Origin of the sequence: Streptomyces naganishii JCM 4654, assembly GCF_014650575.1 — a bacterium.
Taxonomy (GTDB): domain Bacteria; phylum Actinomycetota; class Actinomycetes; order Streptomycetales; family Streptomycetaceae; genus Streptomyces; species Streptomyces naganishii.
Genome location: NZ_BMVF01000009.1, coordinates 252,121 through 267,628 on the forward strand (window position 1 = coordinate 252,121; position 15,508 = coordinate 267,628).

16 protein-coding genes are annotated in these 15,508 nt (G+C 70.4%); 11 read left to right on the forward strand and 5 right to left on the reverse strand.

Going from position 1 to position 15,508, the window contains the following annotated elements; all coding sequences use genetic code 11:
* Window positions 1-2 precede the first annotated feature (2 nt).
* Window positions 3-2,549, forward strand: coding sequence for a DUF4118 domain-containing protein (locus IE217_RS18930; RefSeq protein ID WP_190179068.1), 2,547 nt, complete (start codon window positions 3-5; stop codon window positions 2,547-2,549).
* Window positions 2,550-2,570: 21 nt separating this feature from the next.
* On the opposite strand, the gene IE217_RS18935 is transcribed toward IE217_RS18930, so the two are convergent.
* A complete protein-coding gene (locus tag IE217_RS18935; RefSeq protein ID WP_190179131.1) occupies window positions 2,571-2,912 on the reverse strand; it encodes a universal stress protein in 342 nt (113 codons plus the stop codon).
* Between the two features lie 137 nt (window positions 2,913-3,049).
* On the opposite strand from IE217_RS18935, the gene IE217_RS34735 reads away from it, so the two are divergent.
* The 4 genes from IE217_RS34735 (at window position 3,050) to IE217_RS18950 (ending at window position 6,032) form a co-directional block, all read left to right on the forward strand.
* Window positions 3,050-3,658: an IS110 family transposase gene (locus IE217_RS34735; RefSeq protein WP_229865387.1), complete on the forward strand. Its 609-nt coding sequence runs from the start codon at window positions 3,050-3,052 to the stop codon at window positions 3,656-3,658.
* Window positions 3,582-3,950 carry a transposase gene (locus tag IE217_RS34740; RefSeq protein ID WP_229865403.1) on the forward strand — a complete coding sequence of 123 codons (369 nt, stop codon included), beginning with the start codon at window positions 3,582-3,584 and terminating at the stop codon, window positions 3,948-3,950. Before IE217_RS34735 ends, IE217_RS34740 begins: the two co-directional genes overlap by 77 nt.
* 1,060 nt (window positions 3,951-5,010) lie before the next feature.
* The gene (locus IE217_RS18945; RefSeq protein WP_229865388.1) at window positions 5,011-5,364 is read left to right on the forward strand and encodes a hypothetical protein; all 354 of its coding nucleotides are present in this window, start codon (window positions 5,011-5,013) and stop codon (window positions 5,362-5,364) included.
* 185 nt (window positions 5,365-5,549) lie between these two features.
* On the forward strand, window positions 5,550-6,032 hold the full coding sequence (locus IE217_RS18950; RefSeq protein WP_190179070.1) for a DUF5994 family protein: 483 nt from the start codon (window positions 5,550-5,552) through the stop codon (window positions 6,030-6,032).
* A 52-nt stretch (window positions 6,033-6,084) separates the two neighbouring features.
* Here IE217_RS18950 and IE217_RS18955 read toward each other — a convergent pair whose 3' ends face one another.
* The 3 genes from IE217_RS18955 to IE217_RS18965 all read right to left on the reverse strand — a co-directional run bounded on the left by IE217_RS18955 (window position 6,085) and on the right by IE217_RS18965 (window position 9,153).
* Window positions 6,085-7,278, reverse strand: coding sequence for a PP2C family protein-serine/threonine phosphatase (locus IE217_RS18955; RefSeq protein ID WP_190179071.1), 1,194 nt, complete (start codon window positions 7,276-7,278; stop codon window positions 6,085-6,087).
* A gap of 132 nt (window positions 7,279-7,410) precedes the next feature.
* A complete protein-coding gene (locus tag IE217_RS18960; protein WP_229865389.1) occupies window positions 7,411-7,923 on the reverse strand; it encodes a DUF5994 family protein in 513 nt (170 codons plus the stop codon).
* Between the two features lie 255 nt (window positions 7,924-8,178).
* Window positions 8,179-9,153 (reverse strand): STAS domain-containing protein, encoded by a 975-nt coding sequence (locus tag IE217_RS18965; RefSeq protein WP_190179072.1) that lies wholly within the window; start codon window positions 9,151-9,153, stop codon window positions 8,179-8,181.
* Window positions 9,154-9,782: 629 nt separating this feature from the next.
* Here IE217_RS18965 and IE217_RS18970 point away from each other — a divergent pair.
* The 3 genes from IE217_RS18970 (at window position 9,783) to IE217_RS18980 (ending at window position 12,223) form a co-directional block, all read left to right on the forward strand.
* The gene (locus tag IE217_RS18970) at window positions 9,783-9,941 is read left to right on the forward strand and encodes a hypothetical protein (protein ID WP_190179139.1); all 159 of its coding nucleotides are present in this window, start codon (window positions 9,783-9,785) and stop codon (window positions 9,939-9,941) included.
* Between the two features lie 449 nt (window positions 9,942-10,390).
* Window positions 10,391-10,795, forward strand: coding sequence for an ATP-binding protein (locus IE217_RS18975; protein ID WP_190179073.1), 405 nt, complete (start codon window positions 10,391-10,393; stop codon window positions 10,793-10,795).
* A gap of 180 nt (window positions 10,796-10,975) precedes the next feature.
* Window positions 10,976-12,223, forward strand: coding sequence for a PP2C family protein-serine/threonine phosphatase (locus IE217_RS18980; RefSeq protein ID WP_229865390.1), 1,248 nt, complete (start codon window positions 10,976-10,978; stop codon window positions 12,221-12,223).
* Window positions 12,224-12,260: 37 nt separating this feature from the next.
* Here IE217_RS18980 and IE217_RS18985 read toward each other — a convergent pair whose 3' ends face one another.
* Window positions 12,261-12,782, reverse strand: coding sequence for a hypothetical protein (locus IE217_RS18985; RefSeq protein WP_229865392.1), 522 nt, complete (start codon window positions 12,780-12,782; stop codon window positions 12,261-12,263).
* 790 nt (window positions 12,783-13,572) lie between these two features.
* Between IE217_RS18985 and IE217_RS18990 the strand changes: the two genes are divergently transcribed.
* The 3 genes from IE217_RS18990 to IE217_RS34745 all read left to right on the forward strand — a co-directional run bounded on the left by IE217_RS18990 (window position 13,573) and on the right by IE217_RS34745 (window position 15,448).
* On the forward strand, window positions 13,573-13,878 hold the full coding sequence (locus tag IE217_RS18990) for a hypothetical protein (RefSeq protein ID WP_190179075.1): 306 nt from the start codon (window positions 13,573-13,575) through the stop codon (window positions 13,876-13,878).
* Window positions 13,879-14,012: 134 nt separating this feature from the next.
* Window positions 14,013-14,507 (forward strand): DUF5994 family protein, encoded by a 495-nt coding sequence (locus IE217_RS18995; protein ID WP_229865393.1) that lies wholly within the window; start codon window positions 14,013-14,015, stop codon window positions 14,505-14,507.
* 71 nt (window positions 14,508-14,578) lie between these two features.
* A complete protein-coding gene (locus IE217_RS34745) occupies window positions 14,579-15,448 on the forward strand; it encodes a DUF5994 family protein (protein WP_229865394.1) in 870 nt (289 codons plus the stop codon).
* The last annotated feature ends 60 nt before the right edge of the window (window positions 15,449-15,508 follow it).

A 15,508-nucleotide genomic window follows, 5' to 3' on the forward strand; every position in this document is an offset into this window, starting at 1 on the left:
ACATGGCACGCGGCAAGCTCCGGATCTATCTCGGCGCGGCGCCCGGCGTCGGCAAGACCTACGCCATGCTCTCCGAGGCGCACCGTCGGGTGGAGCGGGGTACCGACTGCGTCGTGGCCTTCGTGGAACACCACAGGCGGCCGCGCACCGAGGTGATGCTGCACGGCCTGGAACAGGTGCCGCGCAAGGAGATCGAGTACCGGGACAGCACCTTCACCGAGATGGACGTCGACGCCGTCCTCGCCCGACACCCCCAGGTCGCCCTGGTCGACGAACTCGCCCACACCAACGTTCCCGGCTCGCGCAACGCCAAGCGCTGGCAGGACGTGGAGGAGCTGCTCGCCGCCGGGATCGACGTGATCTCCACGGTCAACATCCAGCACCTCGAATCGCTGGGTGACGTCGTGGAGTCGATCACGGGGGTGCGGCAGCGCGAGACCGTCCCGGACGAGGTCGTACGGCGGGCCGACCAGATCGAGCTGGTCGACATGTCCCCGGAGGCGCTGCGCCGCCGGATGGCGCACGGCAACATCTACAGGCCGGACAAGGTCGACGCGGCGCTTTCCAACTACTTCCGCCCCGGCAACCTCACCGCACTGCGCGAGCTGGCCCTGCTGTGGGTGGCCGACCGGGTCGACGAGCACCTCCAGCGGTACCGCAGCGACCACCGGGTCTCCCGCATCTGGGGCTCGCGCGAACGGATCGTCGTCGGACTCACCGGCGGCCCCGAGGGACGCACCCTTATCCGCCGCGCTGCCCGGCTCGCCGAGAAGGGAGCCGGGGGCGAGGTCCTGGCCGTCTACATCTCCCGCAGCGACGGCCTGACATCGGCCTCCCCGAAGGAACTGGCCGTCCAGCGCACCCTCGTGGAGGACCTGGGCGGCACCTTCCACCACGTCGTCGGCGACGACATCCCCGCCGCCCTGCTCGACTTCGCCCGAGGCGTCAACGCCACCCAGATCGTCCTCGGCGTCTCCCGCCGCAAGGGCTGGCAGTACGTTTTCGGGCCCGGCGTCGGCGCGACGGTGGCCCGGGAATCCGGCCCTGACCTCGACGTCCACCTCATCACCCACGACGAGGTGGGCAAGGGCCGAGGACTTCCCGTCCCCGGCAGGGGCGCGCGGCTCGGCCGGACCAGGCTGATCTGGGGCTGGCTGACCGGAATCGCCGGACCGCTGCTGCTGACCTGGCTCCTGAGCAGTGTCATCCCCGACATCGGGCTGGCCAACGACATGCTCCTGTTCCTGACCCTCACGGTGGCGGCGGCCCTGCTCGGCGGCCTCCTCCCCGCCCTGGCCTCGGCGGTGGTCGGATCCGCACTGCTGAACTGGTACTTCACCCCACCAGTCCACACCTGGACGATCGCCGACCCGAAGAACATCGTCGCCATCGCCGTGTTCTTCGGCGTCGCCGTCTCCGTCGCGTCCGTGGTGGACCTGGCCGCCCGCCGCACCCACCAGGCGGCCCGGCTGAGGGCCGAGTCGGAGATCCTCTCCTTCCTTGCGGGCAATGTGCTGCGCGGCGAGACCACCCTGGAAGCCCTCCTGGACCGGGTCCGCGAGACCTTCGGCATGGAGTCGGCGGCCCTGCTGGAACGCGAGAGCGACATCGCGCCCTGGACCTGTGCCGGCAGCGTTGGCCCCCGCCCCTGCACCACCCCCGACGACGCGGACGTCGACGTGCCCGTCGGCGACCACATGTCACTCTCCCTCTCCGGCCGGGTCCTGCCCGCCGAGGACCGCCGGGTGCTCGCGGCGTTCGCCGCGCAGGCCGCCGTCGTCCTGGACCGCCAGCGCCTGCAGCAGAAGGCAGACGAGGCCAAGGAACTGGCCGAGGGCAACCGCATCCGCACCGCCCTGCTCGCCGCCGTCAGCCACGACCTGCGCACTCCGCTCGCCGGCATCAAGGCCGCCGTCACCTCCCTCCGCTCCGACGACGTCGAATGGTCGCCCCAGGACCAGGCCGATCTCCTGGAGGCCATCGAGGAGGGCGCCGACCGCCTGGACCACCTGGTCGGCAACCTCCTCGACATGTCCCGTCTCCAGACCGGCACGGTCACGCCGATCATCCGCGAGACCGACCTGGACGAGGTGATCCCGATGGCACTGGGCGGCGTACCGGAGGACAGCGTGGAGCTGGATGTCCCGGAGACCCTGCCGATGGTCGACGTCGACCGGGGCCTGCTGGAGCGCTCGGTCGCCAACGTGGTCGAGAACGCGGTGAAGTACAGCCCGCCGGGGGAGCCGGTCCTGGTCTCGGCCAGCGCGATCGCGGACCGGGTGGAGGTCCGGGTCGTGGACCGCGGCCCCGGCGTCCCGGACGAGGCCAAGTCCCGCATCTTCGAACCTTTCCAGCGCTACGGCGACTCACCGCGCGGCACCGGCGTCGGCCTTGGCCTTGCGGTCGCGCGCGGCTTCGCCGAGGCCATCGGCGGCACCCTCAACGCCGAGGACACCCCCGGCGGCGGCCTCACCATGGTCCTCACCCTGCCGACGGCACCCGGGCGCCGCCCGGAGGAGCCCGACCGCACATCCGCTGTCAGGAGGTGAGCAGCCGAGCCTCCGAGGGCCTCAGACGACGGGCGGAGCCGTGGCGAACTCCTTCCACATCCGCTGCGTGTCCAGCCGCAGCCCCAGCACGTTACGGCGGTGCACGGCCCTGAGTCCGGCCTCCAGTGGTGAGGGCGGCACCGCAAGGACCGGGCAGGTGGCGTGGGCGAGGCAGTACCGGCTCACCGAAGGCCGCAGCACCCGGTGCAGCCACCCATGCCGCCCGGCACCGACGACCAGAACGTCCTGCTCGCCCTCAGCGATCCGCACGGGCACAGGCCCCGGAGCGCCCCGGGCGACGAGAGCCTGCAGGGGAAGGCCCGCCACGCCGGCGCCGAACACCTCTGCGAGCGCGGTGACCAGCTTCTCCCTCGCCCGGCGCTGCCAATGATCGGCACCGAGGAGTTCCCGGCCAGTGCGGCTGGATACCGAGACCTGCTGGGGTGGGCCAGGGCGTCGGGTATGGTCCGGCGGGCCGGAGTGGAAGGGAGCGGGCCGGAGTGGAAGGGACCGGTTCCTTCGGGGCCGTCTTGTCCCGTTATCTGCTGGCCCAGGGTGTGGACGTTTTCGATGTGAATCGGTTCGACCGGGCCGACCGCCGTCGGCGCGGCAAGTCCGACTCGCTCGATGCCGAGAACGCGGCCCGGGCAGTGCTGAGTGGGCGGGCGCGCGCCCAGGCCAAGACGGGCGACGGGCCGGTGGAGATCGCCCGGATGTACAAGCTGGCCAAGGACTCGGCGGTCAAGGCCCGCACCCAGGCGATCAACCAGCTCAAGGCCGTCCTCATCCGTGCCGATCCGCAGCTGAGGGAGGAACTGGCCGGGCTGGGCAACGCAGAGCTCTTCCGCACCTGCGCACGGCTTTGTCGACGACAGCCCGAACGACGAGGCCGACGAAGGGGCGGCGCTCCACGCCACCCACGTCACCCTGGGTCTCCTGGCCCGGCGCGTCAGGCAGCTCAGCGAAGAGATCCAGGGCCTGGAAGGCCGCCTGACCCGGCTGGTGGACCGCCACGCTCCCCAGTTGCTCGAGGTGGTGGGCATCGGTCCGGACACCGCCGTCACTTTGCTGATCACGATCGGGGACAACCCGGAACGCCTGGGCAGTGAGGCGTCTTTCGCGGCGCTGTGCGGGGTCAGCCCGGTCGAGCGTTCGTCGGGCAGTCGGCAGTACCGGCGCCTCAACCGGGGCGGCGACCGGCAGGCGAACGCGGCCCTGCACCGGACCGTGCAGACCCGCCTGCGCGTCGACCCGCGCACCCAGTACTACTACGAACGCCGCAGCAAGGAGGGCAAAACCCGACGTGAAATCGTCCGAACCCTCAAGCGCTACGCGGCCCGAGAGGTCTTCCACCTGGTCACACCTGTGCAGTCTCAACCTCCGTTACAGGGGCAGTCGTGAGACGTGAGAGGGTCTGGGGCGTGAGTGAGACACCCCCGAACACCCTGCAATACCGCTTCGACGGGCCAGAAGACGCTCCGGTCCTGATCCTGGGTCCCTCACTGGGTACCACATGGCACAGGTTGTAGAGACCGTCCAGGGGCGTCTACGCCAGTCCAGCGCGTGCATGAAACTCCAGGTCAGAGCGTTCTGGTCCGTGAGGGGCCGCCCAGTCGGTGATTGCTGGGTGATAGACGAGTGATACGGCGAGGCCCCGCCGGGGCCCTTCCTGCCGGGACTCTACGCTGAGCCCTGAGACGGCGCACCCGCACCGGATCGCTCCGGTGCGGCTGCGCCGTGAGACCGGCTGCGCTGGCGCGGACGATGCAGTCGGCGGCTCACGCAGTCTGGGTTCTTGCGACGATCTGGGAGTGCCTGATTTGCGATCGCACCCTCCTACTCGTCCGTAACGATCCGCGTAGCGCACGGCGCGCCCCGGCCACGCGCGGGTAGGGACGTGAATGACGAGGCGGTGGCCCCGCTGTCCGCCCACGGTGATCTCGCCGGGCGCTGACCTGACCAACCCGGTGGCCGTCGACCGACTGCGGGACGTGTCCGCCACTCAGGGGAGGCTCCCAGGGAAGACATAAGTCTGGATAGGGCGTTGGAAGGGCGCCTTCCAGTTCAGGTAAGCCCTGCTCCTGTAAAGAAACTTAGGAATTCGTTGATACTTCCCGTGTCCCCGCTCGTGGATTTGGCGGCAGCCATTCTCGCGTAGGGTGCAGATTGTTGTAGAGCAATTTCGGCGTGCACTCGATGTGTAGATCTGCTGATGAAAATCGCAGTTGCAACGGCGGTGATCGACGCAAGGAAAAGAATAAATCCTGCCATGCCTCAAATGGTCGAATGTTGCCGCGCTTTGAGGCTCTCGCTTGGGCTGAATGGATGATACTTGCCTTGTTGGATTGCCATCGAGGAGCGCTGATCCTTAGCCTGTCCATGCATGCAAGATCACCGAGGGAGCGGGTTTCGAATGTCAAGGAATAAATTCCTGTGGGCTCAGGGTGGAGCCCTAGCCCTGATGTGCCTCTTCGTGACGGCAGGAACGGCAGGCGCTGCTGACGTCGCGCGGGGTGCCGCAGTTTCTAAGGGATGCGGCGCCAAGGTCATCTATGACGCGGAAGTATGGCACTACGACGGTGGCTTCGCTGGGCTCTCCTTTCGGGATGAAGGCGAGGAGTTCCCTGCGGGGGAGTGTCTGGACGGCTTGATCACTGGCAAGGTGATCGAAGGACACTTTTATTGCTACAAGCCGCATTTCTCGGAAACTTCTCAAGTTTGCGAAAAGTCACTCGCTCCGTGGAATGACTATCGCTACTTCCGTGAGCTGTCGAACGGGACGTTTATCGACGAAAAGGCCATCGCCTGGGGCTAGGGGAGGCTCTGAGCCCGCTCCGCGAATCTCGACGTGAGACGGACCTCCTGTGTGCGGTATCCGTTCCCTCCGGGGGCGGACGAGGGGCAGCTTCGGAGACGCCGTCGCGTGTGACACCAGGAGTAACGTGGCAGGTGCGGGGCGGAGTCCCGTCGTCGCACCGGCCCTACAGACGGGTGGTCATCATGACCAGCTCGGATACGCCACCTGTTCCCCGGCGTCTGCCCAGCGGCGTCCACGAGGCGGTGCGGCCAGGGTGTGCGCTTCTCCGGCTGGAAACGACCGAATCACGCGAAGGCGTCCTCGACGGCGCGTGGTGGCCGCGCTCGCGCGACATCGGTGCTGAGCTGCCCGCGCTCCTGAGCGCCCTCATTGCCCACTTCGGCCCCGTGACCCGTGTGGGACTGGACACCGCGGCCTGGGAAGGTCTCCCGACGCGTATCGCCGTGGACGACCGGGTGGTGCACATCGATGCCTTCCCGGTCGGTGACGACACGGTCCTGATTACCCGGGGCGACACGGACATCTTCTCTCTGCTCGTGGTCCCGCCGGACGCGGCACCGGACGCCGCCCGCGCCGCGATGGCCCAGGCGGTCCGGGCAGACAACATCAGCCAGGCGGAACAGATTCTCATCGACACCGGGAGCGGGCACGGTTCGCCGGGCTGACGGGCCTGCCGCTGGGCGTGACCGGCCGAGCGGTGTCGGACGGCGGGGGAGATCAGCCGCGCCACTCCACCATGAGCAGCGTTGCGTCATCGCTGGTCTGTCCGCCCCGCGCCTGCTTGAGCGTGTGGGACAGGGAGCGCGTCACCGCCCGGATGCCGCGGCCGGTCCTCTCCAGATGGTTCACGCAGTCGATCAGCTGGTCCTCCCCGAACTCCTCCCCACCGCTCCTGTGCTCCTCGACCACTCCGTCGGTGAAGCAGAGGACTCGGTCCCCGGGCACCAGCCCCAGCTCGCTGATCCGGGGCTCCGAACCACCGAGGCCGACGGGGAGGGTCGTCGGGGCGGCCAGACGCCGCGCGACGCGGTGGTCGCGGACGAGGATCGGCGGCGGGTGTCCGGCGTTGACCCACTGCACCCGTCCCGTCGTCGTTTCCAGCTGCATCATCTGCGCGGTGACGAAATGCTCGGGACCGAATTGCCTGGCCACGGCGCGGTCCATGAACGCGTAGATCTCCGACAGTCCGATGCCGGCGCGGCGGGCGTGGCGGTAGGCGCCGATGGCCACGGTGGCCATGGTGGCCGCGTCCAGTCCGTGGCCCATGGCGTCGATCATGGCCACGTGGAGGACGTCGTGGTTGAGCGCGTAGTCGAAGCTGTCGCCGCCCACGTCATAGGCGGGTTCCAGGATCCCGGCCACGGCTACCCGGGGCATGATCATGGCCAGCGGTGGCAGCAGTGACCACTGGATCTCCGCGGCGACGCTCATCGCCTCACCGCGTCGGACGTCGAAGAACAGGTCGGAGTAGCCCTGTTTGGTCACCAGAAGGTCGGCCACCAGGCCGGAGATCCTGAGCAGCAGGCGGCGGTCGTGGGCGTCGATGCTGTCCAGCGTCACCGCCATGACCCCTACCTGGTCACCGCCGTCCAGCAGAGGCAGATGGATCCGGACGCCGTCTTCCTGGGGCACCTCCACGGGGACCGCGTCGAGAAAGCAGCGGCCCGCCTCGGAGTCGTCGATAACCTGCGGTTCCCCGCCGGCGAGGCACTCACCGGGCAGCGGTACGAGCAGCAGCTGGCCGTAGTCCTGCAACAGCACCTGTGGACGGCGGCCACCGAGCCGCTCCACCACGTCGGCGACCAAGGGCCCGATGAGGTGGGGCGGGAGTTCGTGCGCGCTGTCGAGGATCTTTCCCAGCAGAGCTTCCCCGAAGCTTTCGGACCGGTCCGTACGCTGTACTGCCGTCATCCCCTCACCTGCCGCGGTCACGCTTCGTGTGGGGGCGGGCCAGGATGACGAAGGGTCTGTCGGTGCCATGGCTCCATCACGGGGTCGTGGACGCCCGGCCTGCCGGCCACGGAGTCGGCCGGGTCGGGCTGCTCATCTCGGTCCGGCTCCGCCTTCCGACTCCCAAGCGTTCTGTCCGTCGAGGCCGCTCTCGGCGAGTGCCAGCAGGCGCGGAGCCGACAGTGGGTTCCCGGCGTCGGCGGCGGCGGTCAGCAGCCTGGTGGCTACTCCGACCGGCTCGTCCGGGGGGATCACCAGCAGTTCCCAGCGTCCCACGGTGCCGCAGTCCACGGTGATGGCATGCGCCTCGGCGGCCGAATCGGTCAGGACCACCTCGATCACGTGGCCGGGCGCCATCACCTCCTGCGGAGCATCGGGCCAGGCGGCGGACCCCACGGTAACGCGGGTGACGGTGCCGCTGCTCGGATCCAGGGAGCCGACCAGCGCGGGCAATTCGAGTTCGAGTGCGTCGCAGCGCGGCCACCATGCGCCGTCCAGCGGGCCATGGCTGACGTCCGGCGTGAGGCGCAGCCGGGGCATGGGCATCCGGTAGGAGTGTCCGTAACCTGGCGCGGTAACTTCGGCGGGCTTTGTGATGGCGTTCATCGTGCGATCCCGTTCCGGGCGCTGCTTTCCGGCTGCCCGTGTCAGTCACTCGCCGGGAACGGCGCCGCCGTGGTCGTACGCCCGGAAGTTCTCGGTACCTCCCACGCTACTCCCAGCCGTGGCGGGCGGCGTGGTGCGCAGCCATCGCGCCGAGAGGCAGGCAGCCATCGCGTGGAGGCACCTCGGTACGGCGGACGACGGGTCACGTGACCGCCCCGGCCGGTACGACCGCCGGCTCATCGCTCCTCTGCCACGTCATCGGCGTGCCGAAGGCTGCCCTTCGGCGGACAGGGTCAACACGCAGGGGGCTACGGAGCCGGGCAGCCCGACGACCTCACCCATGTTCTGCCAGCCCCAGGACGAGAAGGCGGCTTGTCCTGCCCGGTCGGCAGGATGCAGCAGGGTGATCCCGAGGGAGGAGTGCAGCTCTGTGAGCAGACGCTGTTGCAGCCGGCGGGCGATGTCGCGGTGCTGAACGTGCGGGTGGGCCACGACCTGGGTGAGGACGACGAACCGTGCGCGGGAGGTGAGCCGCTGGATGATCTCCTGGAGCGTTCCGTCGGACCCCCGGCTGCCGGGGCCTTCAGAGCCCATCGGAAAACCGAAGGCGCAACCGACCAGCACCGTCGTCTCGGCGACCAGCAGGGCGAAGCCGGGGCGGCGGGCGGTGATCGACAAGCGGTGCAGGAAGTCCCCGCGGTTGTGGTACCGCTCGCCCGTGGTGCCTGCGACGGACTCCGCAGCCAGGTCCGCGATGTCCGCGCCCATGTCTTCTGCCTGCCAGCGGGTCAGCCGACGAAGGCGGATCCCGTCCTTGAGGACCGGCTGGTCCGGTCGGCGAGCGGAGTCCTCGGGCGCCCCCGTCGCCGCACTCATGAAGCCGTCGGATGCGGCGGGCGGCAGGGGACTCGCGGGGGCCGTAGGGAGCAGCGAAGTCGATCCCGTGGCATCGAGGACCCGGGTAATCTGAGCGCACGGATGGTGCAGCCGCAGGCGAGCGTGGACCCGGCCGGCGCGCTGTGCTGCCGACAGGAGGACGTCCAAGCCCCTGGCGTCGCAGGAGCCGACTGTGGTCAGGTCGATGTCGATCACGGTGACACCGTCCAGCAGACACTGCTCCACTGCGGCCCGCAGCAGCGGCGTCGTGGCCGGCCCGATGTCGCCGGCAAGCGTGACGAGCGTCCGCTCTCCTCGGTTCCGCCGATGGATGTCCAGCCGGGAAAAGGTCATCACGTCTCCCCTCGGCGAGGTTGCGGACCTGCACGGGCGCTCAGCGCGACCCTTGCCGTGATGAGCTTGCGCTGAGTTGCTTCGACCGCGGCGTACATGGCCCCGACCCGTCTCCGCGCCGACCGCTGGGGCGGCCCGGATTCACTCGTCTCTCGCCGAGGACGACCCGGCGTGGTGGCCCGGAGTGCGTGATGCCCTCGGTACTTCAACCGTACGTCTGCCGCAACCGGAAGCGGCTGGGTCGAAGGGCGCGGCACGGTAGGGGCCGCGTCACCTGATGGGCCGTTCTCCAACGTCAGAACGGTGGTGATACTGCGGCTGCTCGTAAGGGTGTGCACCTCACAGCCGAGGGCCGACAGGGTGAGGGGGCACCACCTCGCCCCTGCCCTGTCGCGACACGTGCCACTGGATGCGCGCCGCTCTTGACACAACATCGGCCGCCGCGCCCTGAACACAGCACAGCACTGCCGCCCGCGATCGAAGCCGGGCGGCAGAGCGGGCGGACGAATTGAATGCCAGCTCACTTCCGAACCCACATGCGACGCGACCTCCGCTCACCGGGTCTCCGAACCCATCCGAGCGAAACGACCCACGGCGGGCCTTCGCGGAGCCCCCTCGGTGAGCCCCTGGTGCACTTCTCGGATGGAGTCAGGTATGTACGGGGCAGGGCCGCCGGGGAGTGGTACGGCGCCCTGCTGCCGATCAGTGCCGTCTCGGCCGCCTATGAAGGCGTGGACCTCGGGGCGATGGCAGCGGTCGTGCGGACCGTGCGCTTCGGCCCGGAGTGACGGCGCCCGGGCAGGGGTACCCGGCCGGAACCTATGGCCAGGCATCCACCGGGCCTTCATCGCGTGTGTGCCGGGTCGGTCCTGGCTCTCGGGGAACAGGGCACCGCGATCTCAGAGGGCGCTCACGCGCTGGGCTGCACCGACGCCATACGCCGCCTCAGTCACCGTGCTCGCGGAATCGCGGATCTGTCGCGAGGAGGTAATCCGCTTACACGACGCAGCCTGTCGTCCATCCAAGTGCCGAAGGCGGCGAGGGTGCTGCAGCGCACTCGCCCAGCAGGTACCGGCACTGTCGGACTCACTCCGGATGACTTCGCGGGACCTGCCGGTCACCCGGTAGACACAGATGGTTCGCCGGGCAGGCATGGGTAACCCGGCAGATGGCTCCCACCGGCTGCGCAGAGCACTGGTCGGCGGCGGCCCAAAGCCATCCGTGCTGGAGGAACCGCGTGAACGGCGAATCGACCATCCCACCCTGCGAGATGCGCTTCCCCGCAGTCAGGGCGAGCATCACCGCGGCCCGACACTGGGTCCGCGACTGCGCGGACGGTTTCGGCGGCCCGCTGCGCCAGCACCGGATGATCGAGACCGCCGAACTGCTCGTCTCGGAACTGATCACCAATGCCATCCGCCACGGCTCCGGTTCACCCCTGATCCAGCTCACCTGGAACGGACGGTGGTTGCGCATAGCCGTCACCGATTCCAGCGACCGCTGGCCCCGCAAGCGCGCCACTGCGAACACCGAGCCCGGCGGTTTTGGCATGCAACTCCTCGACCGACTCGCCCGACGCTGGGGCGTCACCCCGGGTCACCCCGGCAAAACGGTTTGGGCCGAACTCAGCCTCGACTCCTGAGCGAGGTGGCGGAGCTCACCACCAACAGCGTCGTCCACGGCACCGACTCGGGCCCACTGCGGAGCCGGGCCGAGAGCGAGCGGTGCGCGGCCCCCGGGCCGGCGGGTCACAGAGACGTCGGCACCCCGATGGGCGGAACGAGCCGCTCACAGGAGCGCTCTGGAGAGTCTCGCCGAGCGATTGACACTCGTCGCGGAGATCACCGACGTGCTCGGTCAGACCTTGGAGGTGGACGAGGCCCTCGCCCGGTTGAGCCGCGTCCTTGTCCCCCGCCTCGCCGACTGGGCCGCGGTGGACCTGCGGGTCGGCTCTCGTCAGGTGCACCGAGTGGCCGTGACCGGGCCGGAGGGCCGTGCAGCCGGGCAGGAGGACTGGCGCGGTTATCTGCCCCCGGTCGGGGAGGCGACCCACTCGCCCCTGGTCCAGGTACTGAACGAAGGCGCTCCCGTGCTTCAAGAGCGGGTGGACCTGGACGCACCGCCCGACTCCCCGCTGGCCAGCGTGCACGACGCCTTCCTCGGAGCGATCGGCGCGGCATCCGCCATCACGGTGCCGCTCGGCAGTAGACGGCAGGTCACCGGTGCCCTGACGCTGGTGCGCACCGACCCGGCCCGGCCCTTCGACACCGGCGATCTCGACGTGGCCGGCGACATCGGCCGCCGGGTCGGTCTGGTCATCGACAACGCGCGCCGGTTCGGCCGGCAGCGCGCGGTCGCCGAGGCCATGCAGCGCAACCTCCTTCCCCCGCTGCCCGCGCACGGCCGGTTCCAGCTGGCCGCCCGGTACCAGCCCGCTCCGCCCGGCTCCCAGGTCGGTGGTGACTGGTACGACGCCTTCGCGCTGAGGGACGGCACGCTCGCCCTCGTCATCGGCGACGTCGTCGGGCACGATCTGACCGCCGCGGCCGGCATGGCGCAGCTGCACGGCATCCTGCGCTCCCTCGCCTGGGACCATGCCGAGCCGACCGGTGCCGTCGTGGACCGCCTCGACGACGCCATGCACGCCATCACCATCGTGCGGATGGCCACCCTCGTCCTCGCCCGGGTGGAAGGTCCGGACACCGGCCCCTGGACGCTGCACTGGACCAGTGCGGGGCACCCGCCGCCCCTGCTGCTGACCCCCGACGGGAGCGCGCAGTACCTCGAAGCCGGGCAGGGACTCATCCTCGGAACCGACCCGTGTGCCAGCGATCCGCGCCCGAGTGCCGCCCACGCGCTGCCGCCGCGGTCCACGCTCCTGCTCTACACCGACGGCCTGATCGAAGTCCCCGGCAGCGACTTGACAAAAGGGCTCAGCCGACTGCGTCGCCACGCTCTCGCCCTCGCCCACGAACCTCTGGACATCTTGTGCGACCAGCTGGCGGCCCGGACGCCCCTGGGCAGCACGGACGACGTCGCCCTTCTCGCCCTGCGCCTGCCCGTGCCCTGACCGGGCCGAGGCGTGATCCATGACGGGGCGCGGCTGTTCACGTTCCCGGAGCAAGCGCCAGAATGCGGAACGGACCGGGCGACACGGCCTGAAGGCCGTCGTCTCCGGCGTACCGCCAGCCCCAGGACCGCATTGTCTCGACGGTCCTGCCGTCCCGGACGTCCACCAGTGCGACGCCGAGCGCGGCGCCGTGGTCGGCGAGCAGTCGCCGCTGCAGGCGCCGGGCGAGGTTCCAGACGTGGTCCCGGTACTCCCGGCGCACGCGAGGCGGGACGACGATCCCGGAGACGACGAAGAGCGGCCGGGAGGCGGCGCGGCGGAGCAGACCTCCCCGGACGTGCCCGTCGAAGCCCGCCCACCATGGACCCGAGCCGCCGGTGGGGAAGCCATAGGCGTAACCGGTCAGGGCGGTGGTCTCGGCGATCAGCAGCGAGAACCCCGGCCGTCGTGTGTCGGCCGTGAGATGGCCCAGGAAGGGGCCACGTGCCTGGTTCCACGCCCATGGGTCACCACCGGAGGTTTCCGCGTACAGGTCGCCCAGCTCCTGCAGACGGTCCACGACCTGACCACGCGTCAGCCGATGGATCCGATCTGCAATCTGGGGCGAGGACGTACGCTCCCTCTGCGGCGGGCCCTGTTCGCGGGTACGCGGCCTGCCCCGTGCGGGCCGGAGAGCGGGGAGGGCCAGGGTCGTCGGGGGGAGCACCTGCGCGGTCATTGCCAACCCTGCCCCCGGGCGCGGGCGATGGCCGCCCCGGCGTCGTCGATCCCCGAGAACGGCACCGGTGCCTGAGGCGGTGCGCGGCGTGCCCTCGGTGTGTCCACCGTACTCCCGGCCGGGCCCGCCCCGGCGGGCCCGGCGGTCGCCGACACCAGGAACGGCGCCGACCGTCCGCGTACGGGCGCTCTCCTCCGGCCCAGGCCGGCTCGCGTGGTCACCGGGCTCGGCCGGGGGACCGGCAGGCGGCCGGCCGCCCGGCCGGTCATCCGACGCAGGGCCACCCGTACCCGGCATACCCTGCAGAGGAGGCTGCCGTGGAAACGCGACGCAGGCCCCCACACCGTCGCCGGCTGCGTCGGGCAGCGACCCGAATCGTCGTTGGTGCACGTTTCGCACCCGTCGCCTGTCAGGAGGTCCGTATGGAGCAGCTGCCCGCCGGTCGCGACCCGGCTCCATGTCGCCCTCGACACCGCGCACGCCGCGGAACCCGCACGCTCCGGCTCGCGACCAGCAATTCGACAGAGCACGCGCACGCTCACGCCGACGAGGTATGACCCGGATCCGCGAGGCCACGAGGATCCGCCGGCGTGTCCGTCCCCCGTGGCCGTGACCTCGGAGAACGACAGCCATGACGAGACTCCGCGAACGCAAGAACAACCGGGAGGCGGTCCTGCGATCCCTCTACGGGGCCGTCGAACGCAATCGCCCCCAGGTCAGCGGATCGGTACTCCGCGCCGAGCTGGGCCTGCCCGACGAGGACCTCTCCGCCGCCTGCTCTTATCTGGCCGACGAGGGACTGATCAGCGTGGACTGGACCTCGCACCGGACCCCCGCGGCCGTCTCGCTGACACATGAGGGCATCCGCCTGATGGAGGAGCTGGAGGAAGAACAGGGGGAACACGGCAGGGCAGAGAAGACGGAGCCGGACGGCTGACCCGCGCGCTTCTCCTGGGCCCAGGTGTAGCCTGATCGTACCGAGAGCTTTCCGCGCAGCGCTTCCGGCGGTGCCGTTCCCGGCGAGGGACGAAACGGGCAGTCGTCCTACGGCTCCCGGGACGGGACCGGACCATGGAACCCAGCAGTACGCCGGCCGAAGGCGTGTCCGGTGCCGGCGCGCACACGTACCGCATGCCCCTGCCCCGCCTGACCCTCACCCCGGACGTCAGCCACGGTCCGCTGGACGGGGCCTGGTGGCCGCGCTGCGACGCGCTGGAGCTCGAACTTCCCTCGCTCGTCGACTTGTTGGAGCCGGAGCCGGGGGCCGTAATACGGGTCACCGTGGACCCCGCCGGGTGGCCCGGCGCCCCGCACACGGTCATGGCCCCGGGCCGGGTGATCGCCGTGGAACCGACCGGACCCGGAAGCGACGCGCACGTCATCACCCTGGACTGCGGCGCCGTGGGACGCTGGGTGCTCCTGGTCGTCCCGCCCGAGGAGCCCGCCGGAACAGCCGTCCGGCTGCTGGCCGCCGCTGCCGACCCGGAGAACCCACTGACCGCCGCGAGCATGCTGGCGCTCGCCGATGCGGGTCGCCCGGTGGGCGCGGCCGGGGAGGCGGAATGAGGCACGGGGCCCCTTGGGAGCCCGCGGCAGGGACGACCGGCCGGCCTCGACCACCATCCTCGCGTGAGCCGTTGCCCACTCTGAATGACACTTCTGCGCTCTTCGAGGAGTGCCGCATCGTCCGCACGTACGGCGAACTGGACACGCAATCAGCGGCCCCACTGGTCCGCGCCCTGACCGAGGCCCGAGCGGCCCCGCCCGGACGGCTCTTCCTGATCGTGGACCTGAGCGAGGTGACCTTCTCCGACTCCAGCGTCCTGTCCGCGCTGTGCGAGGCGTGGTCCGACTGCCGCGCCCGGCGCGGCTGGGTACGCATCGTGTACGACAGCCACACGACCGACCTGCTCTTCCGCCACACCGGCCTGCTCGGCCGCTTCCCCGCCTACGCGAACGCACAGGACGCCTGGGAGGGACGAACGGCCGACGCCGCACTCCCGCCTCCCCGCGAGCGCATCGCCCGCCGCCGAGGCGCGCTGTCCGGCCAAGGGCCACATGCCGCGCCGAACCACCCGACAGGACACCTCATGAGCGACCAGCTGCGGCGCCCGCCACCGGCCCCGCCCCTCCTTCGCCTGTACCTCGCGCCCGAGAACACCGTGCCACGCCGTATCGACGGGGCGTGGTGGCCGCGAACCTTCGACCTCCTGGCGGAGCTCCCGTCACTGCTCTACGGCCTGCCCCGCGCCTGGGGCCAGATCGTCAGTGTCCTGGTGAACGGCGCAGGGTGGGCCGGGGCCCCGGGCCGCATGCTCGTCTGCAACCAGGTCGTCCGGCTGCGCAGGACCGCCACGGCGCGCACGCCGAGCACCATCGTGCTGATGGCCCCCGCCCATGGGCGCCGGGATCTGCTGGTCGTGCCACCGGAGGCCACCGAGCAGGCCGCGGACTCGCTCATGTCCGCGGTGGGACTGACGCCGGAGCAGGGTCACTTCGCGAGCTGAGTGCGTGGGTCCGGCCCGTCCGGCGGCACAGGCAGGCACATCCGGCGAGGATGCGCTCGC